We start from the raw sequence: 24,226 nt of genomic DNA, 5'->3' as shown, positions 1-24,226 counted from the left end.
ACAATCCTCGTTAATCATTATTTGTTTTTACTGCTCGTTTTGGCATAAATTGCCGGAACAGTTCCCGGCTTTTTAACGGCTTACCACCAAGATACGGCTTTAACGCCATGCGGGTAAAGCGTTTCGCGGCGCGTAACGTATCGACATCGGGAAATTCACGCGACTCAAGCGCTTTGAGATGGCGTCCCGTAAAAGTGTTGTGATCAATAACAACGCTGGCAATAAACCCTTTTTCTTCCCGGTAACGATAGGTCATGGTGTCGTCTACCGGCTCGCCGCTGCCCGCACAGTGGGTAAAATCGACGCCGTATCCCAAATGTCCAAGTAAAGCCAGCTCAAAACGACGCAGCGCGGGTTCTGGCGAACCTGTGGCGCCAGCCAGCGCCTGAATACAGTTCAGATAATCGAAAAAGAGTTCAGAAAAGCGGGTCTCGTACTCAAGGACGTGGGAGATAAGTTCGTTGATATACAAGCCGCTGTACAGCGTGATACCGCTAAGAGGGAGTGCCAGAGAAACGGCTTCAGCACTACGTAGGGTTTTGACCTCTCCACGTCCACCAAAGCGAAGCAACAACGGGGTAAAAGGCTGGAGTGCGCCTTTAAGATTGGAGCGTTTGGAACGTGCGCCTTTAGCCACCAGGCGCACGCGACCCGACTCTTCCGTGAAGACGTCCAGCACGAGACTGGTTTCGCTCCAGGGGCGACTATGTAAGACAAAGGCTCGTTGCCATCCTTCCATATACTCGCCGTGTTTCAGAAGATGGGTTTAGACGTCGTCGCCGTAACCGAGGCTACGCAACGCGCGTTCGTCATCGGCCCAGCCAGATTTCACTTTCACCCACAGTTCGAGGTGAACGGGCGCTTCGAACATCTCCTGCATGTCTTTACGCGCTTCGATGCCGATGGTTTTAATTTTGGCTCCTTTGTTGCCAATAACCATCTTCTTCTGTCCTTCACGTTCAACGAGGATCAGACCGTTAATATCGTAGCCACCGCGCTCGTTAGAGATAAAACGCTCAATCTCCACGGTGACAGAATACGGCAGTTCAGCCCCCAGAAAACGCATCAGCTTTTCACGGATGATTTCAGAAGCCATAAAACGCTGAGAACGGTCAGTGATGTAATCTTCCGGGAAGTGATGAATAGCTTCCGGCAGATGCTTACGTACGATGTCCGCAACGGTATCCACATTCAAACCCGTCTCGGCAGAGATCGGGACGATATCGAGGAAATTCATCTGGCTTGCCAGGAACTGCAGGTGCGGCAGCAGATCGGCTTTTTCCTGAACATTGTCTACTTTGTTCACAGCCAGAATAACCGGGGCTTTACCGTCGCGCAGCTTGTTAAGCACCATTTCGTCGTCCGGCGTCCAGCGGGTGCCTTCCACAACGAAAATAACCAGTTCAACATCACCAATCGAGCTGCTCGCCGCTTTGTTCATCAGGCGGTTGATCGCCCGTTTTTCTTCCATATGCAGGCCCGGGGTATCAACATAAATCGCCTGATACGCGCCTTCAGTATGGATGCCAACAATACGGTGACGTGTTGTCTGAGCCTTACGTGAGGTAATGGAAATCTTCTGCCCAAGCAGGTTATTTAACAGGGTGGATTTGCCGACGTTCGGACGACCGACGATGGCAATAAATCCGCAGTAAGTTGTATCGATGCTCATTCCAGCTCCAGTTTTTTCAACGCCTGTTCGGCGGCAGCCTGCTCAGCCTTACGACGGCTAGAACCTGTGCCAACCACCGGTTCACTCAGGCCGCTGACCTGGCAGTGGATAGTAAATTCTTGATCGTGTGCTTCACCACGAACCTGCACCACCAGATAAGACGGCAGCGGCAGGTGGCGACCCTGCAAATATTCCTGCAGGCGCGTTTTCGGATCTTTTTGTTTATCGCCTGGGCTAATTTCATCCAGACGAGTCTGATACCAGTTCAGGATCAGTTGCTCAACGGTTTGAATGTCGCTGTCGAGGAAGACGCCGCCAATTAAAGCTTCAACGGTATCAGCCAGGATCGATTCACGGCGGAAGCCGCCGCTTTTCAGCTCACCAGGCCCCAAACGTAAACATTCACCGAGGTCAAACTCACGGGCTAATTCAGCAAGCGTATTGCCGCGAACCAGCGTTGCGCGCATGCGGCTCATATCACCTTCGTCCACTCGCGGGAAACGGTGATAAAGCGCATTAGCGATAACAAAGCTCAAAATAGAGTCGCCTAAAAATTCTAAACGCTCGTTATGTTTGCTGCTGGCGCTACGGTGAGTCAATGCCTGCTGCAACAGCTCCTGATGATTAAAAGTGTAGCCCAGCTTCCGTTGAAGCCGATTAATTACGATGGGGTTCATGCGATACCAATAAATGAATGCGTCAACAATTCAGCACACGAAACAGACCTGATATACGCACTTCGCTTAGCCATTTGGCTTTAGCTAAATGCATTTATATACAAACCAACGCTGTTTCGTGTGCCGTGGCAACCTGTCGGTGCCAACCTAAAACTTCGGGGGAATATTCTATACACAACGACAAGGGATGTCGTTAGTCTGCGGGAATTTATCCGAGAAATAATTCACGCTGCCGCCATAATGACGACAACGTGAACGATTATCAGCGATTAGTGAATACCACCAATACGGCTTAAACGTACACCGGTCGGCCATTCGCCTTCTTGCTTGTCGAAACTCATCCAGATAGCGGTCGCTTTACCCACCAGGTTCGCTTCCGGCACAAATCCCCAGTAACGGCTGTCCGCGCTGTTGTCACGGTTATCACCCATCATGAAGTAGTGTCCCGGAGGGACGATCCAGGTTGCCAGTTGCTGGCCAGGCTGGCGGTAATACATTCCCACCTGATCCTGCGCGATTGGCACGGTCAGAATGCGGTGCGTTACCTCACCCAGCGTTTCTTTACGCTCGGAGAGGCGAATACCGTTTTCTTTCGTTTCATTCAGAGGAACTTCAAAGAAGCCGCTGGTCGCTTCCCCACCGTTACGACGGGCAAAGGTCTGCACGAAATCACTTGGCTGAACATCCGAATACGTCACCGGCAGCGCGTTTTCACACGCCTGACCAGAACTGCATCCTGGCTGAATCGTGACCTCTTTCGCCACCGGATCGTAGGTCACTTTGTCTCCCGGTAAACCGACAGCGCGTTTGATGTAGTCCAGACGCGGATCTTCCGGGTATTTAAACACCACGATATCACCGCGTTTCGGATGGCCAGTTTCGATCAACGTTTTCTGGTAAATAGGATCTTTAATCCCATAGGCGAATTTCTCCACCAGGATAAAGTCCCCGATAAGCAGCGTCGGCATCATCGAACCTGACGGGATCTGGAACGGCTCATAAATAAATGAACGTACCACCAGCACAATCGCCAGTACCGGGAAAACGGATGCTCCAGTTTCCAGCCAGCCCGGTTTAGGGGCTACTTTTTTTAGCGTTGCTTTATCCAGTGAATCACCTGCAGCAGCTTGCGCTGCTGCCTGACGCTCCCGGCGCTTTGGTGCGAAGATGAATTTATCTACGCACCACAAAATGCCCGTCACCAGTGTGGCAATCACCAGAATCAGGGCAAACATGTTCGCCATGCCAACTCCTTAAGGTTATTTGCTGTCTTTACCGACATGCAGAATGGCGAGGAAGGCTTCCTGCGGCAGTTCGACGTTACCGATCTGCTTCATGCGCTTTTTACCCTCTTTCTGTTTTTGCAGCAGCTTTTTCTTACGACTGATATCGCCACCGTAGCATTTCGCCAGAACGTTTTTACGCAGCTGCTTAACCGTTGAACGCGCAATGATGTGCGTACCAATGGCTGCCTGAATCGCGATATCAAACTGCTGGCGAGGGATCAGATCTTTCATCTTCTCAACCAGTTCGCGGCCACGGCTCTGGGAATTGTCGCGGTGGGTGATTAGCGCCAGCGCATCGACACGTTCGTTGTTGATGAGGACATCAACGCGCACCATGTCAGACGCCTGGAATCGTTTAAAGTTATAGTCCAGCGACGCATAGCCGCGAGAAGTCGACTTCAGACGGTCGAAAAAGTCGAGTACCACTTCCGCCATCGGGATTTCATAGGTCAGCGCCACCTGGTTACCGTGGTAAACCATGTTGGTCTGAACGCCGCGCTTCTCGATACACAGGGTGATCACGTTGCCAAGGTAAGCCTGCGGCAGCAGCATGTGACACTCAGCGATCGGCTCACGCAGTTCGTAGATGTTGTTCAGCGGCGGCAGCTTGGACGGGCTATCGACGTAGATAGTCTCTTTCGCCGTAGTTTCAACTTCGTAAACTACGGTCGGCGCGGTGGTGATCAGATCCAGATCGTATTCACGCTCCAGACGTTCCTGAATGATCTCCATGTGCAGCAGACCAAGGAAGCCACAACGGAAGCCGAAGCCCAGCGCGGTCGAGCTTTCCGGTTCATAAAACAGGGAGGCGTCGTTGAGGCTCAGCTTGCCGAGGGCGTCACGGAAGTTTTCGTAGTCGTCAGAGCTCACCGGGAACAGACCAGCGTACACCTGCGGCTTCACTTTTTTAAAGCCTGGCAACGGTTTGTCTGCCGGGTTACGTGCCTGCGTCAGGGTATCGCCAACCGGTGCGCCGAGGATGTCTTTGATTGCACACACCAACCAACCTACCTCGCCGCATTTCAGCTCGGTACGATCAACCTGTTTTGGTGTGAAGATCCCCAGACGGTCGGCATTGTAGACCTGACCGGTGCTCATCACTTTAATTTTGTCGCCTTTACGCATGGTGCCGTTTTTAATACGCACCAGCGAAACCACGCCCAGGTAGTTATCGAACCAGGAGTCGATAATCAACGCCTGCAGCGGACCTTCCGGATCGCCTTCCGGCGGCGGAATGTCGCGCACCAGACGTTCCAGCACGTCGGTCACGCCCACGCCGGTTTTCGCCGAGCAGCGAACCGCATCAGTCGCGTCGATGCCGACGATGTCTTCAATCTCTTCTGCTACGCGCTCAGGATCGGCGGCTGGCAGGTCGATTTTGTTCAGAACCGGCACCACTTCCAGATCCATTTCCATGGCGGTATAGCAGTTAGCCAGGGTCTGCGCTTCGACACCCTGTCCGGCGTCAACCACCAGCAGTGCGCCTTCACAGGCGGCAAGCGAACGGGAAACTTCATACGAGAAGTCAACGTGGCCCGGGGTGTCGATAAAGTTAAGCTGATAGGTTTCACCATCAGATGCTTTGAAATCGAGCGTCACGCTCTGCGCTTTGATAGTAATACCGCGCTCACGCTCAAGATCCATCGAGTCGAGAACCTGCGCTTCCATTTCACGGTCAGACAGGCCACCGCAGATCTGGATAATACGGTCAGACAGCGTCGATTTACCGTGGTCGATGTGAGCTATGATTGAAAAGTTACGTATGTTCTTCATATAGTGTAATTATTGTGCCTTACGCCCGCCTGAGCAGGCTCTGAGAAGTCGCTGTTCTGAGCTTAACGTCTGTTTAAGTGAAACGCCGCATTCTACACTACAACGCTGAGGCGAGGAAATGTTCATAGAGCAAGGATAGTGGGAACTGGAAACAACTACGCAAAGTCGGTGAAACTTTTGCCGGATGGCGTTACCTCCCCTCCGGCAAAGGTATCACTGCTGGGTTTCAATGCGAATGAGATCGGGCGGGAGAGCAACGTTCAGAATGACCGGCTGCCAAGCTTCACGCTCAGCAAGCTTACGAGAGAATCCACGGGCTATCAGGAATCCGCCCACGCCACCCAGTACCGCACCGCTTAACGCCGCAAGGTCGGAACCAAACAGCACCTGGAACAACGCCGCGAAAAGAAAAAGTCCCGCTAACGGTGACATATAGACCAGCATCGCTGATCCCAACAGGCTACCCTCGGCAATGCCCAGTTCAACTTTTTGTCCGGGTGTTAAGGGTTCGTCACTCGGCACCACAATGGTATGTGTGGTCTGTGGCCCAAGTTTGTTCAGCACGCGACTCCCACATCCAGCCCGGGAAGCGCAGCTGCTACATGATGCTTTAACGTCACAGCTAACCGTCGCCAGGCCATCTTGCCAGGAGACGACTGTCGCCCACTCTTTAATCATTGTGCTGCCCTGAACTTGATATTGTCCGCGATACGCTTCGCCGTTTGTGGTGGGAGCTCGCCCACAATCGTAATTTCCGCGTTGTCACGCACGCTGGTGCTGACCGTCCTACGCCCGGTACGCAGCAGCTGCTCGGCGCTGTTTTGCGTCGCACGGTTTACGTTCACAGAAAAACTAAACAGGCCATCAGAATAAAGCCGCGATTCGATCGGCATGTTATCCATCGTCGGCAACGGGCGTCGACTGCTGGAAACTTCGCTGAAGCCTTGCGGCAACCACGACGGACTCCAGTTAAAGTTGGTTTTCTCTCCCGCAGGAACTGACAGCAACGGCGGCAGATTGGCCTTTGCCAGCGTCTGCATGCTGTCGCTGACGCCGTTGTTTACGGTAAAGGCGATGACGCGGAACTGTTCCAGCGTTTCGCCATCACGGTCAAGAAGATCAACACGCATCGGCAGCTTGGTCTCCGTGTCCATCCAGACGATATAGCTGTAACGCGTACCGTCTCGGGCTACCACGCGGATCACTTCACAGAGCCTGTCGGCAATGCGGGTGCGGCCTACTGAGATAAAATCATAGTAGGGAGCAAGACGTTTGAAGTCGGTATAAATCAGGGATGGCAGAGAGTCAACGATATAGTCGCCATTCAACGTGAACGGTTCAAGACCTGGCTCAAAATAGCTGATTTCATTGCCACGTTGCACCACTTCCCGGCGCGGCCCATCCATTTGCAACAGTTGTGCTAGCGGACGGTTATCCAGGCGAGCATGGCGATAACGTAGGGATTCAACACCCTGTTTATTGATGCTGACAAATGACAGCTCATAGGTTAGCGACTGGCTGGCCAGATTCATCTGCTGCAACAACGCCCCGGACGCAGGATTGGCCGAGGCGTTGACAGAGAAGAACAGGCTACCAGCCACAAGTGACATGGCAAACCAAAGTTGCTTCATTACTGCGATTGCGTTCCTAAAGTTTGAATTCCTGGCACCTGTACAGCGGCTTGCTGTGTTTGGGCCTGCTCAAACTGAAGCTGTTCAGAGTGCAGTCGACGTTGCAGTTCGTAATCCTGCAACATGGCATTAATACGACGACGCTGCTCCTGTACCTGCTGTTGCTGACCGCCGCTGGCCGTCGCGTCAGAAGGTACACCCAGGCTTACCGGACTGGCTTTACCCATCATCGGTAATGTATTAAATACCGGTGTTTCGGGCTGCTGGGACGTTTCAGATTGCCCATTATAGTGCTGGACGCCAACAATAACTGCAAGTGATACACACGCGGCAACACCCATTTGAGTAAGCTGCGCGGCCCACGGACGCATTTTCTTCCAGAACGGCATTTTCTGCCACTGGTGCGGTGCTGGCTGGGCCTCAGGAATCAATGGCACCGTCTGACGTACTGGCTCATCCTGGATGGCGGCCATTACGCGGGCGGAAATATCGAAATGGAGAACGTCGGCGGTATCACCTCGCATGGAATCGCGAATCAGGTGATAACTCTCCCAGGTTTTTTGCATTTCCGGGTCGTGAGCCAGCTCTTTGAGCAACTCAGTATCCAGCGTTTCGCCATCCATTAAAGCGGAAAGTTTTTCTTTCTGCATGCCTAATACCTTTTCCAGTATCCCGCTATCGTCAACGCCTGATAAGCGGTTGAACTTTATTATCAATAGCTTCCCTCGCTCGGAAGATACGTGAACGCACCGTACCCACCGGACAATCCATGATAGCGGCTATCTCTTCATAGCTCAGGCCATCCAGCTCCCGCAAGGTTATTGCCATGCGTAAATCTTCCGGGAGGGACTCAATAGTCCGGAAAACTATCTGTCTCAGTTCTTCTGACAACATTAAGTTCTCAGGGTTCGAAATTTCTTTCAGCGCACCGCCACTTTCGTAATTTTCTGCTTCAATCGCATCTATATCACTGGAAGGTGGACGACGCCCCTGAGCGACCAGGTAATTCTTCGCTGTATTGACCGCAATACGATACAGCCAGGTATAAAAAGCACTATCCCCCCGGAACGAGTCCAGCGCACGATAGGCCTTGATAAATGCTTCTTGTACGACATCGGGTACATCACCCGACGGTACATAGCGAGAAACCAGACTCGCCACCTTATGCTGATAGCGCACTACCAGTAGGTTAAAGGCTTTCTGGTCTCCCTTTTGGACCCGTTCTACCAGGACCTGGTCCGTTAACTGCTCGCTCATCCGAGGTAAAGTCTCCCCAAACCAAATTTCCACGCGCTTTCGAAACGCCACTCCATCAGCTTCACTATGAGCAAGCAAATGCTTAGAGTGCTCAAGTTTCGTAAAGTTCCGTTACGCATTGTTTTTTGTTTGTCATGTTGTAGACAGGTCTTATATCTCATTATAAGTCTACATAACCCAATCAACGCACTATCTGTAAGAAATGCCCATTTCACCGCCAGCAGAGTAACCCAACGGGCACTTTATTTCATCACATAATCTGATGCTAACGGCCTGCTTCACAAAATATTTTTGCTCATTTCACCCTCGTCACGCTTTTCTATCATGTTTAGTCATTGCAACACATATAAAAATAAAACGTGCAGTATCGCCCAATGTGGTGCTATGGTGACCACACACTGTTTAGTAAATTAAACAAAAAACATGAATACGACTCCTGAATTATCCTGTGACGTGCTGATCATTGGCAGCGGAGCTGCTGGACTTTCGCTGGCGCTGCGGCTAGCGGAAAAACATCAGGTCATTGTTCTGAGCAAAGGTCCGGTCAGCGAAGGTTCAACGTTTTACGCCCAGGGCGGTATTGCCGCGGTGTTTGATGAAACCGACAGCATCGACTCCCACGTTGAAGATACGCTGATTGCCGGAGCCGGCCTGTGCGATCGCCATGCGGTGGAATTTGTCGCCAGTAATGCCCGTAGCTGCGTTCAGTGGCTTATCGATCAGGGTGTCTTATTTGATACGCAGGTTCAGCCCAACGGTGAAGAGAGTTACCATCTGACCCGTGAAGGCGGTCATAGCCATCGACGCATTCTGCATGCGGCGGATGCCACCGGCAAAGAAGTTGAAACCACCCTCGTCAGCCAGGCGCAAAATCATCCCAACATCCGGGTTCTCGAACGCAGCAATGCCGTCGACCTGATTGTCTCTGATAAAATCGGTCTGCCGGGAACGCGTCGGGTTGTCGGAGCCTGGATCTGGAACCGTAATAAGGAAGCCGTTGAGACCTGCCATGCGAAGTCAGTAGTGTTGGCTACCGGTGGCGCATCAAAAGTGTATCAATACACCACAAATCCGGATATTTCTTCGGGCGACGGCATTGCGATGGCCTGGCGTGCAGGATGCCGTGTCGCCAATCTGGAGTTTAACCAGTTTCACCCGACGGCGCTGTATCACCCGCAGGCACGCAATTTTCTGCTGACCGAGGCGCTACGTGGCGAAGGCGCACACCTGAAGCGCCCGGACGGTTCACGCTTTATGCCCGATTTTGACGAGCGTGGCGAACTGGCTCCCAGAGATATTGTCGCCCGCGCCATTGACCACGAAATGAAGCGCCTTGGCGCTGACTGTATGTTCCTCGACATCAGCCATAAGCCCGAAGAATTTGTTCGTCAGCATTTTCCAATGATTTACGAAAAATTGCTGGGACTGGGTATTGATCTGACCAAAGAGCCGGTCCCCATTGTTCCTGCCGCGCACTATACCTGCGGCGGGGTGATGGTGGATGACTTTGGTCGTACGGATGTCGACGGGCTATATGCAATTGGCGAAGTGAGTTACACCGGCCTGCATGGTGCTAACCGAATGGCGTCGAACTCATTACTGGAGTGCCTGGTTTACGGCTGGTCCGCTGCGGAAGATATCGACAGGCGTATGCCTTATGCGCGCGGCGTCAGCACGCTCCCAGGCTGGGATGAAAGCCGGGTAGAAAATCCGGATGAGCTGGTTGTCATTCAGCATAACTGGCATGAGCTACGGCTGTTTATGTGGGATTACGTCGGTATTGTGCGCACCACTAAACGTCTGGAACGCGCCCTGCGCCGTATCACCATGCTGCAACAGGAAATCGACGAGTATTATGCGCATTTCCGTGTGTCGAACAACTTACTGGAATTGCGCAATCTGGTGCAAGTTGCTGAGCTGATTGTCCGCTGCGCGATGATGCGCAAAGAGAGTCGGGGCCTGCACTACACGCTGGATTATCCAGAACAGCTTCCAGAGGCAGGCCCGTCAATTCTCTCGCCGCTCAGTCATCACATAAACAGATAGAACGCCTGGGTCAGTGCCGTGTAACCTTCAGAGTAACGTTGGTCTGGCCCACGGATCACCAGTCTGTCGCTAAAGCACTCCCCGGCCTGCGGGGAGAATGCCAGCAATACCCGATGCGGTAGACGGGCCTCGGTTTCTGCTACATCCGTGCGCAATCGCAGGTGCCAGCCCATGCCAAGTGCCAGCTGAGTAAATGCGTTACCAATCTCCTCCGGTAGCACCACGCAAAAAAAACCGTCTTCCGTAATGCTGTCCGCCGCCAGCGTAAGCAATGCTTGATGATCGAGCGTGGTGGTGTAGCGTGCTTGCTCGCGCTGCGGCGTAGCACATTCCACGCCCTGTTCATAATAGGGAGGATTGCTGATGATCAAATCAAAACGCACGGTCTGGCGCGGTATCCACTGTTGGGCATCTTCCGTATGCACGTTCATACGATGCATCCACGGAGATTGCGCGATGTTCTCCTGCGCCTGCTGCGCGGCGTCAACGTCGAGCTCTACGGCGTCAATGATGACGTTTTCATCAGTACGTTGGGCCAGCATCAGCGCCAACAGACCGCTCCCGGTACCAATGTCCAGGATTCGTTTAACACCAGCAACGGGCGCCCAGGCCCCCAATAAAATGCCGTCCGTTCCGACTTTCATTGCACAACGATCGTGTGCCACAAAAAACTGCTTAAAAGTAAATCCATTACGTCTAAGTACGGATGTAGACTGGGGCATGAAGAACAACCTTCCTGGAAAAAAAACGATAACATAGGATAAAAACAATACCTGAGAAGGTATATCCATACAAACAGATGAAGATTGCAGCCGTAACGTCTATAATCAGCGCCCCACTCAGAGGTAGAACATGACTGTAACGACTTTTTCCGAACTTGAACTCGATGAAAGCCTTCTGGATGCCCTCCAGGAAAAAGGTTTCACTCGCCCGACCGCCATTCAGGCTGCCGCCATACCGCCTGCGCTCGATGGCCGTGATGTACTCGGTTCTGCGCCGACAGGCACCGGTAAAACGGCGGCATATTTGCTGCCAGCGTTGCAGCACCTGCTCGACTTCCCGCGCAAAAAATCGGGTCCGCCACGCATTTTAATTCTGACGCCAACGCGTGAACTGGCGATGCAGGTTGCTGAACATGCCCGTGAACTGGCGAAGAATACACATCTGGATATCGCGACTATTACTGGGGGCGTGGCTTACATGAACCACATGGAAGTCTTTAGCGAAAACCAGGACATCGTGGTCGCTACCACCGGTCGTCTGCTGCAATATATTAAAGAAGAGAACTTCGACTGCCATGCGGTTGAGACGCTGATCCTCGATGAAGCAGACCGTATGCTGGATATGGGCTTTGCCCAGGACATTGAGCATATCGCGGGTGAAACCCGTTGGCGCAAGCAAACGATGCTGTTTTCCGCCACGCTGGAAGGCGATGCGATCAAAGACTTTGCCGAGCGCCTGCTGGAAGATCCTGTCGAAGTTTCGGCGGATCCGTCCACCCGCGAACGCAAGAAGATCCATCAGTTTTACTACCGTGCCGATGACATCGAGCACAAAACTGCCCTGCTGATCCATCTGTTAAAACAGCCAGAAGCGACCCGCTCGATTGTCTTTGTACGTAAACGCGAGCGTGTGCACGAGCTGGCAGGCTGGCTGCGCCAGGCGGGCATCAATAACTGCTACCTCGAAGGCGAGATGGTGCAGAACAAACGCAATGAAGCGATCAAACGCCTGACTGATGGTCGTGTGAATGTGCTGGTTGCCACCGACGTTGCCGCTCGTGGGATCGATATTCCTGACGTCAGCCATGTGTTTAACTTCGACATGCCGCGCAGTGGCGATGCTTATCTGCACCGCATTGGCCGTACCGGTCGTGCAGGCCGTAAAGGTACTGCAATCTCTTTGGTTGAAGCGCATGATCACCTGCTGCTTGGCAAAGCGAGCCGCTATATTGACGAGCCACTGAAAGCACGCGTCATCGACGAATTGCGTCCAACCACGCGCGCGCCAAGTGAGAAATCTAACGGCAAGCCATCCAAGAAAGTACTGGCGAAGCGCGCCGAGCAAAAAGCCAAAGAAAAAGAGAAACCGCGCGTGAAGAAACGTCACCGCGACGCCAAAAATATCGGCAAACGTCGTAAGCCGAGCGGAGCTGTTCCCCAGCAATCCGACAAAGAGTAACCGAATGCCGGGCCATTTAGCCCGGCTTTTTTTCATGCGTCGCAAAGCTCTCTTCAATACACTCAATAAACACCCGCATCGCCGGACTAACGGCTTTCCCGGCATGATAGCCGCACAATGCCGTAATTAACTCGGGCTGTTTACTAAACGGTAATTCAATCAATTCCCCTGAATGTAGTTCCTTCTCGACGGCAAAATGCGGCAAAAAGCTGACCCCAAGATTTGCCGATACGCACTGCTTGATGCTCTCAATACTCCATAACTCAATGGTATTTTCCAGCGTAATCTGACGCTTACGCAGTAACCCCTCGAAGCGTTGTCTGAAAATACATTGCGGCTCATTAATGATAAAGCTGCAGGGAATGTGCTGGTTATGTCGAGTAAAATCAATCTGCTGAAGCAACGGCGAAGCCACTAACACCAGAGACTGATCGCCAAGCGGCATCATCTCAAGGGCATCGTCATTACCTACACGATAAAATACGCCCAGGTCGACCTCATCACTGAGTAGCGCATCGCGAATGACATAACAGTTGAGCGACTGTAAGGACAGCCGCACATGGGGCGCGCGTTGTTTAAATCGCTGTAAAACCTGCGGCATTTTATATGCCAGCAACGTTTCACCGGTGGCGACGCGCAGATCGCCGCTCGGCTGCGCATCCTGTTGTACGGACTGACGAATTGAGGCCATCACACGCGTCAGGTCATGTATATGCGGCATCAGCCGTTTTCCTTCGCTGGTAAGACACATCCGGCGACCAATTTTTTCAAACAGCTGCACCGAGAGTTCTTGCTCAAGCTGTTGAATATGAAAGGTAACCGTTGACTGCGTACAGCAAAGCTTTTGTGAAGCCCGCAGGAATGAACCTTCTTCTACCACTGTTTTTAGCGTAATAAACCGACGTAAATCCATCCGCACCAACCCATCGAAAATATCGAACTCAGAATGCAAAAACATTCATTTTTTTAAATGTTTTATCTCGGGTACTGTCTACCAAAACAGAGGAGATAACAAGTGACCCCCACCCTTTTAAGTGCATTCTGGACCTATACATTGATTACCGCGTTAACTCCCGGGCCAAACAACATCCTTGCGCTCAGTGCCGCAACGTCACACGGTTTTCGTCAGAGTACGCGCGTTCTGGCCGGAATGAGTCTTGGTTTTTTAATCGTCATGCTGATGTGCGCCGGGATTTCGTTTTCGCTGGCGAATATAGACCCGGCCATCATCCATTGGCTCAGTTGGGCCGGAGCCGCTTATATTCTGTGGCTGGCGCTGAAGATTGCCACCAGCCCGGCGACAAACGATGGTTTACAGTCAGAACCCATTAGCTTCTGGGCGAGTTTTGGCCTGCAGTTTGTTAACGTCAAAATTATTCTGTACGGCATTACCGCGTTATCCACATTTGTATTGCCGTATACGCAGGACGCGCAGTGGTTGATTGGAGTGAGTCTTCTTCTGGCGCTTATCGGCACCTTCGGGAATGCCTGTTGGGCGCTGGCGGGCCATCTTTTTCAGCGCATCTTTCGCCGTTACGGTCGGCAGCTGAATATCATTTTGGCATTACTGTTGGTGTATTGTGCGGTGAGGATTTTTTACTAACGGATATAAAAAAGCGGAAGACGCACTGGCATCTTCCGCTTATAGATTCTCTGCTGGACGGGGTTATTCCCCGTGAACCTTACAGGCTCTCAGTAAAGGTACGGGCAATAACGTCGCGCTGCTGCTCTGGAGTCAGAGAGTTGAAACGCACTGCATAACCTGAAACACGAATGGTCAGCTGCGGATATTTTTCCGGATGCTTAACCGCATCTTCCAGCGTTTCACGACGCAGAACGTTTACGTTCAGATGCTGACCACCTTCCACACGGACTTCCGGCTGTACGTCTACCGGTACTTCACGGTATTCGATTTCACCCAGTTTGCTGACGGCAACGACTTCATCGGCATTGAAACCTGCTTTCGCAACGATGCAGCGTGCTTCGCCTTTTTCGCTGTCCAGCAGCCAGAAAGAGTTCAGCAGGTCGTCGTTTGCAGCTTTAGTAATCTGGATACCTGTAATCATTTGATGCCTCCCCGGCAAAATTATTTGATCTCGGTTGGCCGTCATCCGGCCAATTGGTAAAACCATTGTTGCTTGAGTGTATATATACCCCTCACCCACCCTTGAATCTTTGATTTAAATCAACAAAAACCACACATCAAAAGTGGTGATAGGTGGATTTTATTGTTTTACATCAACTTACGCCATATTCGGCACTAAACTTTTTACATAAATTTTCAACTATCCTTAAGGGGTAGCCCCTTGAGAAACGTACAGAATTTTGCGACGCCGAAAGAAGCAGTTAAGCTAGAGGGATTGAAAATTCGCAGGAGAGCGAGATGGCCACCGAATTAACCTGGCACGATGTGCTGGCTGAAGAAAAACAGCAGCCTTATTTTGTTAACACGCTGCATACAGTAGCGGGCGAGCGTCAGTCGGGTATGACTATTTACCCTCCGCAAAAAGATGTATTTAACGCATTTCGCTTTACCGAACTTGGCGACGTTAAAGTCGTCATTTTGGGACAAGACCCCTACCACGGTCCAGGCCAGGCACACGGTCTCGCGTTCTCTGTTCGTCCGGGGATTGCCACTCCGCCTTCGTTGCTGAACATGTACAAAGAGCTGGAAGCAACAATTCCCGGCTTCACCCGCCCCACGCACGGATATCTGGAAAGCTGGGCACGCCAGGGCGTACTGTTACTCAACACCGTGCTTACCGTCCGCGCCGGCCAGGCTCATTCGCATGCCAGTCTCGGGTGGGAAACATTTACCGATAAAGTGATTAGCCTGATTAATCAACATCGGGAAGGCGTGGTTTTCCTGCTCTGGGGTTCTCACGCACAGAAGAAAGGCGCGATTATAGATGCGCAGCGTCACCATGTGTTGAAAGCGCCACACCCATCACCGCTCTCTGCGCATCGCGGGTTCTTTGGTTGCAATCACTTTGTACTGGCTAATAAATGGCTGGAACAACGAGGTGAAAAACCGATTGACTGGATGCCGGTATTACCCGCAGAAAGCGAGTAAAAAAATGCCAGCGATTCGCTGGCATTTTTATTATCAGGCTTTGTTCTGACGCCACCATTCCGCGAGCAGTACGCCGGTCGCGACAGAAACGTTGAGTGTTTCTACCTTGCCGGTACCGTCAATCGCCACGCACAGGTCGTCGGCTGAACATGCCGCTTCTGGCAGAGCTTCACGCTCACGCCCTAATACCAGCACCATTTTTTCCGGCAGCGTGGTCGTAAACAGCGGTTTGCCTTTCACGCTTGAGGTCATCACTACCGTGTAACCTGCGTTACGGAAATCGTCCAGCACATCGACAATACTGTCACCGGTAATCGGCTGAACGTGCTCTGCTCCACCTTCAGCAGTACGGATAGCCGCACCCGATTCCAGCAGCGCCGCATCCTGCACCACCACGCCTTTCACACCAAAGTGCGCACAGCTACGCATCATGCCGCCCAGGTTATGCGGGTTGGCGATGTCTTCCAGCGCCAGTACGCAATCCTGCGCCCCCGCCTGACTCACCCACTGCTTAACGGTAGTACCGTTACGTTTTTTGATCAGGAAACAGACGCCACCATGGTGTTCAGTGCCGGAAGCTTTCGCCAGTTCGGCTTCGTCAACCACGTGGTAGGCTTTGCGGTTTGCCGCCATCCAGCGTAATGCTTCTTTAAAACGCGGGGTTACGCTCTGAACAAACCAGGCGCGGACGATAGCGTCCGGACGACTCTGGAACAGAGCCTGGCAGGCATTCTCACCGTAAACGCGCGTTTCTTCCGCGCGCTGGCGACGTAATACTTCCGGATCGATAAAGCTTTTGCCGCTGATACCGCCGTGATCGGCTTTTTCCGGTGCATCATCACTCGGTGCGCGGGACACGGTACGCCATGGTGAATCTTCACGTCTGCGGTCGCGTTCTACATCGCGGTCACGGCCACGTTCACGGCCTCGTTCGCTGTTCGGACCCTTTCTGTCATCACGGGCAGGGCGACGACCGCCTTCGGCTCGGGAAGTACCGGGGCGACCGCCGCCTTTACCAGTACGTGGATTTTGGGTGCGTTTGTCCGAGTCATCGTCACTGCGGACGTACATCACTTTGACCTTGCCGTTTTTGTTCTTCAGTTCGTCGCTCATGTTTTTCTCCACCTGCTCTGCGCGAAGCGCGCAGATTACCCGATGTGCACGTCGTTAGCCATTATTTCATTTAAAAGCTAAGGACTATTGTACTCATTGAATAAAACGCATTGTTGTTTAGAACAGACTCCCTGATAATATGTAACATAATAGAAACATACTGGCATTACTGCCGGGAAGTCCACTCCACTCATCCAGAGGTTAGTTATGAATACCGTTTGTACCAGCTGCCAGGCTATCAACCGCATCCCCGACGATCGTGTCCAGGAAGCGGCTAAATGCGGACGCTGTGGTCACGATCTGTTTGATGGGGAGGTGATCAATGCGACCGGTGAAACACTGGATAAACTGTTAAAAGACGATCTCCCGGTGGTGGTTGATTTTTGGGCCCCCTGGTGTGGTCCATGCCGCAACTTCGCCCCAATTTTTGAAGATGTCGCGGAAGAGCGTAGCGGTAAAGTACGTTTTGTGAAAGTGAATACGGAAGCCGAACGTGAGCTCAGCGCCCGCTTCGGTATCCGCAGCATTCCGACCATCATGATCTTCAGAAAAGGTGAAATCGTCGACATGCTTAATGGTGCCGTACCTAAGGCCCCGTTTGATAGCTGGCTTAACGAATCATTATAAACTCTGCGGGGCACATCTTGTGCCCCGTTTTGTCCTTTGAGACAATAGTATTTTTCAACGTGCTTCCCCATGACCAATAACGCCGTTCTCCAGTTACGTGCCGAGCGTCTTGCGCGCGCCACGCGCCCTTTTCTTGCCCGAGGTAATCGCATCCGTCGCTGTCAGCGCTGCCTGCTACCGCTGAAACTGTGCCTGTGTGAAACGCTGACACCAGCTCAGGCGAAAAGCCGTTTTTGCCTGGTGATGTTTGATACTGAACCGATGAAACCCAGCAATACCGGGCGTTTAATTGCCGATATCCTCCCCGAAACAACGGCTTTTCAGTGGTCACGTACCGAGCCACCGCAGGCGCTGCTGGAACTGGTGAAAAATCCGGATTACCAGCCGATGGTTGTATTCCCGGCCTCCTATGCGGGTGAAGAGCGTGAAGTGATTTTCACGCCACCAGCCGGTAAGCCCCCATTGTTTATCATGCTCGACGGCACCTGGCCTGAGGCACGCAAAATGTTTCGCAAAAGCCCGTACCTTGATAACCTGCCGGTGATCTCCGTCGATTTGTCACGCCTTTCCGCTTACCATCTGCGCGAAGTTCATGCCGAGGGGCAATATTGCACTGCCGAAGTGGCAATCGCTTTACTGGATCTGGCAGGCGATACGCAGGCAGCCGAAGGATTAGGTGAGCACTTCACGCGTTTTAAAACACGCTACCTGGCAGGAAAAACGCAACATCAGGGAAGCGTCACAGCAGACTCGCCAGAAAGCGTTTAAAATCATTCGGTCACTGGTGTCATTAAGGAAGCCGATATGAGTCAGCGTGGTCTGGAAGCACTCCTGCGACCGAAATCTATTGCGGTGATTGGGGCGTCAATGAAGCCTAATCGCGCGGGTTACCTGATGATGCGTAATCTGCTTGCAGGTGGTTTCAACGGACCTGTTTTACCTGTGACTCCCGCCTGGAAAGCGGTGTTGGGCGTACTGGCCTGGCCCAATATCAGCAGCCTGCCTTTTAGCCCCGATCTCGCCGTGTTGTGCACCAATGCCAGCCGCAACCTGACGTTGCTCGAAGCGCTTGGCGAGAAAGGCTGTAAAACCTGCATTATTCTCTCGGCTCCCACGACGCAACACGCGGAGCTGCTGGCCTGCGCTTCACGCTACAACATACGTCTGTTGGGTCCCAACAGTCTGGGGCTTCTCGCGCCCTGGCAGGGGCTTAACGCCAGCTTTTCCCCCGTCCCCATCAAGCGCGGTAAGCTGGCATTTATTTCCCAGTCGGCGGCGATTTCTAACACCATTCTGGACTGGGCACAGCAGCGCGACATGGGTTTTTCCTGGTTTATCGCGCTGGGTGACAGCCTGGATATCGACGTTGATGAGTTGCTTGATTACCTTGCCCGCGACAGCAAAACCAGTGCGATCTTGCTGTATCTCGAACATTTAAGCGATGCCCGCCGCTTTGTCTCCGCCGCACGTAGCGCGTCGCGCAACAAACCCATTTTGGTGATCAAAAGTGGTCGCAGTCCGGCGGCTCAGCGCCTGCTGCATACCAGCGCAGGGATGGATCCGGCGTGGGATGCAGCTATTCAGCGCGCCGGTTTATTACGCGTACAAGACACTCACGAGCTGTTCTCAGCAGTGGAAACCCTGAGCCACATGCGCCCGCTGCGTGGCGACAGGCTGATGATCATTAGCAATGGAGCCGCGCCTGCCGCACTGGCATTAGATGAACTGTGGTCAAAAAATGGCAAGCTGGCGACATTGAGTGAAGATACCTGCCAGAAATTACGCGATGCGTTACCTGAACACGTTGACATCGCCAACCCGCTGGATCTGCGGGACGACGCCAGCAGCGAGCACTATGTTAAGACAGTGGATATTTTGCTTGCCAGCCAGGATTTCGACGCGCTAATGGTGATTCACTCACCCAGCGCAGCCGCCCCAGGAACCGAAAGCGCGCAAGCGTTGATCGAAGCAGTAAAGCATCATCCGCGCGGCAAGTTCGTCTCGTTGCTGACCAACTGGTGCGGAGAGTTTTCCTCACAGGAAGCACGCAGACTGTTTAGCGAAGCCGGATTACCAACCTACCGCACGCCAGAAGGCACCATCACGGCGTTTATGCATATGGTGGAGTACCGGCGCAACCAGAAGCAACTGCGTGAAACGCCTGCGCTGCCCGACAATCTGACCACCAACACCGCCGAAGCGCATAATCTGTTACAACAGGCGATTGCAGAAGGCGCAACGTCGCTGGATACCCATGAAGTGCAGCCAATTTTACAGGCCTATGGCTTACACACACTGCCGACATGGATCGCCAGCGACAGTGCAGAGGCCGTACACATCGCGGAGCAAATCGGCTACCCAGTGGCGCTCAAGCTGCGTTCTCCTGATATCCCGCATAAATCGGAAGTTCAGGGGGTAATGCTCTACCTGCGTACAGCAACAGAGGTGCAGCAGGCAGCCAATGCGATTTTTGATCGGGTGAAAATGGCCTGGCCGCAGGCACGCATTCACGGTTTATTAGTACAAAGTATGGCAAATCGCGCTGGCGCTCAGGAGCTACGCGTTGTCGTTGAACACGACCCGGTATTTGGCCCGTTGATTATGCTGGGCGAAGGCGGAGTTGAGTGGCGACCAGAAGAGCAAGCCGTGGTGGCCTTGCCGCCATTGAACATGAATCTGGCACGTTATCTGGTTATCCAGGGAATCAAAAATAAAAAGATCCGCGCTCGCAGCGCACTACGCCCGCTGGATATCGCCGGGTTAAGCCAGCTTCTGGTGCAGGTCTCCAACCTGATCGTCGATTGTCCGGAAATTCAGCGGCTGGATATTCATCCGCTGCTGGCCTCCGCCGGTGAATTTACCGCCCTGGATGTCACACTGGACATTGCCCCTTTTACGGGGGACAACGAAAGCCGACTGGCTGTCCGTCCCTACCCCCATCAGCTTGAAGAATGGGTGGAGTTGAAAAACGGGGAACGCTGCCTGTTCCGTCCCATTTTACCGGAGGACGAACCTCATCTGCAGCAGTTCATATCTCAGGTAACCAAAGAAGATCTTTATTATCGCTATTTCAGTGAGATCAACGAATTTACCCATGAAGATTTAGCCAATATGACGCAGATCGACTACGATCGGGAAATGGCCTTCGTTGCAGTACGCTGTAAAGATAATCAGCAAGAGATCCTCGGCGTAACGAGGGCAATCTCGGATCCTGATAACGTTGACGCCGAGTTTGCCGTGCTGGTACGTTCAGATCTCAAAGGGCTCGGGCTGGGTCGTCGGTTGATGGAAAAGTTAATTTCATATACCCGAGATCACGGACTTATACGTTTGAATGGTATTACGATGCCAAACAATCGTGGGATGGTCGCCCTGGCCCGAAAACTCGGGTTTGTCGTTGACGTCCAACTCGAAGAGGGAATTGTTGGGCTAACGCTTGATCTGGCCCAATTCGAGGAATCGTGAGTAAGGTACTGGAAATGTTGACCACATTAATGGGTACTGGTGGTATCATTGCCCGCTTATGTCGTCTGCATAGCACAGAGGACCCTCCAATGAACAGAGAAGAAATGCACTGTGATGTTGTCAAAATTTAAGCGTAATAAACATCAACAACACCTTGCCCAACTACCCAAGATTTCTCAGTCAGTTGATGATGTAGATTTCTTTTATGCTCCCGCTAATTTCAGGGAGACTCTGCTGGAAAAAATAGCCAGCGCGACGCGACGGATCTGCATTATTGCGCTGTACCTGGAACAGGATGACGGTGGCAAAGGCATTCTCGACGCGCTCTATGCGGCAAAACGGCAGCGTCCAGAGCTGGATGTACGGGTGCTTGTCGACTGGCACCGAGCCCAGCGTGGACGTATTGGTGCCGCGGCATCGAATACCAACGCTGACTGGTATTGCCGAATGGCGCAGGAAAATCCGGGTATTGATATCCCTGTCTACGGCGTTCCGATTAACACCCGCGAAGCGCTTGGCGTCCTGCATTTCAAAGGCTTTATCATCGATGATAGCGTCCTGTACAGCGGGGCCAGTCTGAACGATGTTTATCTGCATCAGCATGATAAATATCGCTATGACCGTTATCAGTTGATTCGCAACGCACAAATGGCCGATATTATGTTCGATTGGGTTACGCAGAACCTGATGAACGGTCGTGGCGTTAATCGCCTTGATGATATCAATCGCCCTAAAAGCCCGGAAATTAAAAATGACATCCGCCTGTACCGTCAGGAACTGCGTGATGCGTCATTCCATTTTCAGGGGGATGCGGATAATGAACAGCTTTCGGTTACGCCTCTGGTGGGCCTTGGAAAATCCAGTCTGTTAAATAAGACCATTTTCCACCTTATGCCCTGCGCGGAGCACAAGCTGACAATCTGTACCCCTTATTTCAACCTGCCAGCTATACTGGTGCGCAATATCATTCAGCTGCTGCGTGAAGGGAAAAAGGTCGAAATTATTGTCGGTGATAAAACCGCCAACGACTTTTTCATTCCCGAAGATGAGCCATTTAAGATCATCGGCGCGCTACCTTATCTGTATGAAATTAACCTACGCCGTTTCCTGAGCAGACTGCAGTATTACGTGAATACCGACCAGCTGGTCGTGCGCTTATGGAAAGATGATGACAACACTTATCATCTGAAAGGCATGTGGGTTGATGATAAATGGATGCTGCTGACTGGCAACAACCTTAACCCTCGCGCCTGGCGTCTGGATCTGGAAAACGCCATTCTTATCCACGATCCTAAGCAAGAGCTGACTCCCCAGCGCGATAAAGAGCTGGAGCTCATCCGCACGCATACCACCGTCGTTAAGCACTATCGCGACCTGCAGAGCATTGCCGACTATCCAGTCAAAGTACGTAAGCTCATCCGTCGACTACGCCGTATTCGTATCGACAGATTAATTAGCCGTATTCTGTAACCAAGACCCCGTCCAGTGACGGGGTTTTTCCTATGGAGGCCACGGTGCGTCTGTTGATTCTTACCAGTATCCTGGTCATTTCTGGCTGCAGCCACATGGCTAACGACCGCTGGAGTGGGCAAGACAAGGCTCAACACTTTATCGCCTCCGCCATGCTTGCCGCAGCCGGAAACGAATATGCCCAACATCAGGGCAACGGCCGCGATCGCAGTGCGGCTATCGGCCTGATGTTTTCAGTCAGCCTGGGCGCGTCAAAAGAGCTGTGGGACAGCCGCCCCGCTGGGAGTGGCTGGAGCTGGAAGGACTTCGCCTGGGATGTTGCTGGCGCGTCTACCGGCTATGCGGTCTGGCAATTGGCACATTACTAGAGGCGCAGACCTTTCCCCTTCCCATGCAGCATCAATGATACCAAAAATGCGACGACTGCCAGCGCTGTAACGTACCAGAAGAATGTCGTTTCCATACCGACAGACTTCAGGGATAACGCAACATATTCGGCTGAACCACCAAACAGGGCATTAGCCACCGCATAAGATAACCCAACCCCCAGAGCGCGCACCTGCGCTGGGAACATTTCAGCCTTCAGAATACCGCTGATTGATGTATAGAAGCTCACGATCAACAAGGCACACATCACCAGAGTAAACGCCATGTACGGGGACGTCACGCTTTGCAATGCTGTCAGAATGGGAACAGTAAAAATCGCGGCCAACGCGCCGAAGCACAGCATTGAAGTACGTCTGCCAATCTTATCTGACAGAGCACCAAACAGCGGTTGCACCAGCATAAACACGCACAGCGCGGCTGTCATAATCCCACTGGCTACGTTGGCATGCATGCCGGCGGTGTTAACCAAATATTTTTGCATGTAGGTTGTGAACGTGTAAAAACACAGCGAGCCAGCAGCGGTAAAGCCAAGCACCATGATAAACGCTTTACGATTACGCCACAGACCTTTCAGAGATCCCGCTTCTTTCAGCGCGCGAACATCCTGTTTCGAGGTTTCATCCAACTGGCGACGCAACCATAGCGCAACAATAGCCAGCACGGCTCCCAGCGCAAAGGGAATACGCCACCCCCACGCTCTTAGGGCTGAATCTTCTAACGTTTGCTGTAATATGACCACAACCAGCAATGCCAGTAACTGCCCGCCAATTAACGTCACATACTGGAATGAAGCATAAAAACCTTTCTTACCTTCAACGGCCACTTCACTCATATAAGTTGCACTGGTTCCGTATTCCCCCCCGACAGACAGCCCCTGAAAGAGTCTTGCCAGCAGCAATAGCGCAGGAGCCCATGTGCCGATGGTTTCATATCCCGGAAGACAAGCGATCACCAACGATCCCATACACATCATACAAACGGACAGTAGCATAGATTTTTTACGCCCATGCTTATCTGCGATGCGGCCAAACAGCCAACCGCCAATCGGTCGCATCAGAAAACCTGCAGCAAAAACGCCGGCGGTTTGTAAGAGTTGCGTTGTGGTGTTTCCAGATGGAAAAAAGATATGAGCAAAGTAGAGAGAGCAGAAAGAATAAATATAGAAATCAAACCATTCGACCAGATTCCCTGATGATGCTCCGACAATCGCCCATATACGGCGACGGGTATCGCCGTCTGTCAGCGCCCCGTTATCAGTTACACTGCTATCAGCCATTAAAATTGTACCCCTGCCAACAATCGCATGAATTTATCAATGATGGTTGTGTATTTTTTGGTGAATCAAATGTTATACATTTGTTATGCTTTATTGTGCGAGAAAGATCACGGTTTTAATTAGCAGAGAAAGGATTCAGATATGTTCGAGGAATAGATCCGAGTTATCGATCAGATATAGTGCGGACTTTTGTGGGCCGGATAAGGCAGGCACGCCGCAGCCGGCGGATTTCACTGCGCACAGACGCAAAAAAGCCCATCCGGCAGGATGGGCTTCTTCACTTTATTTGATG

Annotated in this window: 24 protein-coding genes; 9 read left to right on the top strand and 15 right to left on the bottom strand. The window is 52.2% G+C overall.

Annotated elements, in window-relative coordinates; all coding sequences use genetic code 11:
• Positions 1 to 10: 10 nt before the first annotated feature.
• The 10 genes from recO to rseD form a co-directional block, all read right to left on the bottom strand.
• On the bottom strand, positions 11 to 739 hold the full coding sequence (gene recO, locus OGX99_RS14480; protein ID WP_286543999.1) for a DNA repair protein RecO: 729 nt from the start codon (positions 737 to 739) through the stop codon (positions 11 to 13).
• A gap of 27 nt (positions 740 to 766) precedes the next feature.
• Entirely contained in the window at positions 767 to 1,672 is a 906-nt protein-coding gene (gene era / locus OGX99_RS14475; protein ID WP_151217686.1) for a GTPase Era, read from the bottom strand.
• Positions 1,669 to 2,349 carry a ribonuclease III gene (rnc, locus tag OGX99_RS14470; RefSeq protein WP_003037579.1) on the bottom strand — a complete coding sequence of 227 codons (681 nt, stop codon included), beginning with the start codon at positions 2,347 to 2,349 and terminating at the stop codon, positions 1,669 to 1,671. Before rnc ends, era begins: the two co-directional genes overlap by 4 nt.
• A gap of 269 nt (positions 2,350 to 2,618) precedes the next feature.
• Positions 2,619 to 3,593: a signal peptidase I gene (lepB, locus tag OGX99_RS14465; RefSeq protein ID WP_042306654.1), complete on the bottom strand. Its 975-nt coding sequence runs from the start codon at positions 3,591 to 3,593 to the stop codon at positions 2,619 to 2,621.
• Between the two features lie 15 nt (positions 3,594 to 3,608).
• Positions 3,609 to 5,408: a translation elongation factor 4 gene (gene lepA, locus OGX99_RS14460; RefSeq protein ID WP_003037577.1), complete on the bottom strand. Its 1,800-nt coding sequence runs from the start codon at positions 5,406 to 5,408 to the stop codon at positions 3,609 to 3,611.
• 213 nt (positions 5,409 to 5,621) lie between these two features.
• Positions 5,622 to 6,086, bottom strand: coding sequence for a SoxR-reducing system protein RseC (gene rseC / locus OGX99_RS14455; RefSeq protein WP_187253573.1), 465 nt, complete (start codon positions 6,084 to 6,086; stop codon positions 5,622 to 5,624).
• Positions 6,083 to 7,039 (bottom strand): sigma-E factor regulatory protein RseB, encoded by a 957-nt coding sequence (rseB, locus tag OGX99_RS14450; protein WP_151217688.1) that lies wholly within the window; start codon positions 7,037 to 7,039, stop codon positions 6,083 to 6,085. Before rseB ends, rseC begins: the two co-directional genes overlap by 4 nt.
• Positions 7,039 to 7,689, bottom strand: a complete 651-nt coding sequence (gene rseA, locus OGX99_RS14445) for an anti-sigma-E factor RseA (RefSeq protein WP_047501529.1) — start codon at positions 7,687 to 7,689, stop codon at positions 7,039 to 7,041. The genes rseB and rseA overlap by 1 nt, the downstream gene beginning before the upstream one ends.
• Before the next feature lie 31 nt (positions 7,690 to 7,720).
• Positions 7,721 to 8,296 carry an RNA polymerase sigma factor RpoE gene (gene rpoE / locus OGX99_RS14440; RefSeq protein WP_003037573.1) on the bottom strand — a complete coding sequence of 192 codons (576 nt, stop codon included), beginning with the start codon at positions 8,294 to 8,296 and terminating at the stop codon, positions 7,721 to 7,723.
• Positions 8,293 to 8,457, bottom strand: coding sequence for a rpoE leader peptide RseD (rseD, locus tag OGX99_RS14435; RefSeq protein WP_151217689.1), 165 nt, complete (start codon positions 8,455 to 8,457; stop codon positions 8,293 to 8,295). The genes rpoE and rseD overlap by 4 nt, the downstream gene beginning before the upstream one ends.
• A 262-nt stretch (positions 8,458 to 8,719) precedes the next feature.
• On the opposite strand from rseD, the gene nadB reads away from it, so the two are divergent.
• Positions 8,720 to 10,342 (top strand): L-aspartate oxidase, encoded by a 1,623-nt coding sequence (gene nadB / locus OGX99_RS14430; RefSeq protein WP_151217690.1) that lies wholly within the window; start codon positions 8,720 to 8,722, stop codon positions 10,340 to 10,342.
• Here nadB and trmN read toward each other — a convergent pair.
• Positions 10,327 to 11,064, bottom strand: a complete 738-nt coding sequence (gene trmN, locus OGX99_RS14425; RefSeq protein ID WP_210904469.1) for a tRNA(1)(Val) (adenine(37)-N(6))-methyltransferase TrmN — start codon at positions 11,062 to 11,064, stop codon at positions 10,327 to 10,329. The two genes, nadB and trmN, sit on opposite strands and share 16 nt — an antisense overlap.
• A 130-nt stretch (positions 11,065 to 11,194) precedes the next feature.
• On the opposite strand from trmN, the gene srmB reads away from it, so the two are divergent.
• A complete protein-coding gene (gene srmB, locus OGX99_RS14420) occupies positions 11,195 to 12,523 on the top strand; it encodes an ATP-dependent RNA helicase SrmB (RefSeq protein WP_187253575.1) in 1,329 nt (442 codons plus the stop codon).
• Between the two features lie 16 nt (positions 12,524 to 12,539).
• On the opposite strand, the gene OGX99_RS14415 is transcribed toward srmB, so the two are convergent.
• Positions 12,540 to 13,436, bottom strand: coding sequence for a LysR family transcriptional regulator (locus tag OGX99_RS14415; RefSeq protein WP_286543993.1), 897 nt, complete (start codon positions 13,434 to 13,436; stop codon positions 12,540 to 12,542).
• A 102-nt stretch (positions 13,437 to 13,538) separates the two neighbouring features.
• On the opposite strand from OGX99_RS14415, the gene eamB reads away from it, so the two are divergent.
• Positions 13,539 to 14,126: a cysteine/O-acetylserine transporter gene (eamB, locus tag OGX99_RS14410; RefSeq protein ID WP_151217692.1), complete on the top strand. Its 588-nt coding sequence runs from the start codon at positions 13,539 to 13,541 to the stop codon at positions 14,124 to 14,126.
• 79 nt (positions 14,127 to 14,205) lie between these two features.
• Here the strand turns inward: eamB and grcA are convergent, their stop codons facing one another.
• Complete coding sequence (grcA, locus tag OGX99_RS14405; RefSeq protein WP_003037563.1) at positions 14,206 to 14,589, bottom strand: autonomous glycyl radical cofactor GrcA; 384 nt, start codon at positions 14,587 to 14,589, stop codon at positions 14,206 to 14,208.
• 317 nt (positions 14,590 to 14,906) lie between these two features.
• Between grcA and ung the strand changes: the two genes are divergently transcribed.
• Entirely contained in the window at positions 14,907 to 15,596 is a 690-nt protein-coding gene (ung, locus tag OGX99_RS14400) for a uracil-DNA glycosylase (protein ID WP_151224102.1), read from the top strand.
• 33 nt (positions 15,597 to 15,629) lie between these two features.
• Here the strand turns inward: ung and OGX99_RS14395 are convergent, their stop codons facing one another.
• Positions 15,630 to 16,709 (bottom strand): tRNA/rRNA methyltransferase, encoded by a 1,080-nt coding sequence (locus tag OGX99_RS14395; protein WP_151217694.1) that lies wholly within the window; start codon positions 16,707 to 16,709, stop codon positions 15,630 to 15,632.
• A gap of 207 nt (positions 16,710 to 16,916) precedes the next feature.
• On the opposite strand from OGX99_RS14395, the gene trxC reads away from it, so the two are divergent.
• The 5 genes from trxC (at position 16,917) to OGX99_RS14365 (ending at position 22,639) form a co-directional block, all read left to right on the top strand.
• Complete coding sequence (trxC, locus tag OGX99_RS14390; protein ID WP_003037559.1) at positions 16,917 to 17,336, top strand: thioredoxin TrxC; 420 nt, start codon at positions 16,917 to 16,919, stop codon at positions 17,334 to 17,336.
• Positions 17,337 to 17,405: 69 nt separating this feature from the next.
• Entirely contained in the window at positions 17,406 to 18,104 is a 699-nt protein-coding gene (tapT, locus tag OGX99_RS14385; RefSeq protein ID WP_151217695.1) for a tRNA-uridine aminocarboxypropyltransferase, read from the top strand.
• Between the two features lie 36 nt (positions 18,105 to 18,140).
• Positions 18,141 to 20,801: a bifunctional acetate--CoA ligase family protein/GNAT family N-acetyltransferase gene (locus tag OGX99_RS14380; protein ID WP_286538849.1), complete on the top strand. Its 2,661-nt coding sequence runs from the start codon at positions 18,141 to 18,143 to the stop codon at positions 20,799 to 20,801.
• 114 nt (positions 20,802 to 20,915) lie between these two features.
• Positions 20,916 to 22,271 (top strand): CDP-diacylglycerol--serine O-phosphatidyltransferase, encoded by a 1,356-nt coding sequence (pssA, locus tag OGX99_RS14370; protein ID WP_003835350.1) that lies wholly within the window; start codon positions 20,916 to 20,918, stop codon positions 22,269 to 22,271.
• A 44-nt stretch (positions 22,272 to 22,315) separates the two neighbouring features.
• Positions 22,316 to 22,639 carry a YfiM family lipoprotein gene (locus tag OGX99_RS14365; RefSeq protein WP_151224106.1) on the top strand — a complete coding sequence of 108 codons (324 nt, stop codon included), beginning with the start codon at positions 22,316 to 22,318 and terminating at the stop codon, positions 22,637 to 22,639.
• On the opposite strand, the gene OGX99_RS14360 is transcribed toward OGX99_RS14365, so the two are convergent.
• On the bottom strand, positions 22,636 to 23,934 hold the full coding sequence (locus OGX99_RS14360) for an MFS transporter (protein WP_210904466.1): 1,299 nt from the start codon (positions 23,932 to 23,934) through the stop codon (positions 22,636 to 22,638). The genes OGX99_RS14365 and OGX99_RS14360 overlap by 4 nt on opposite strands.
• Positions 23,935 to 24,226: the final 292 nt, after the last annotated feature.

This window comes from Citrobacter sp. Cu096 (assembly GCF_030332285.1).
GTDB lineage: Bacteria > Pseudomonadota > Gammaproteobacteria > Enterobacterales > Enterobacteriaceae > Citrobacter > Citrobacter meridianamericanus.
Note: the sequence above shows the minus strand (reverse complement) of the source record. Positions and strands in the feature narration are given on the sequence as shown.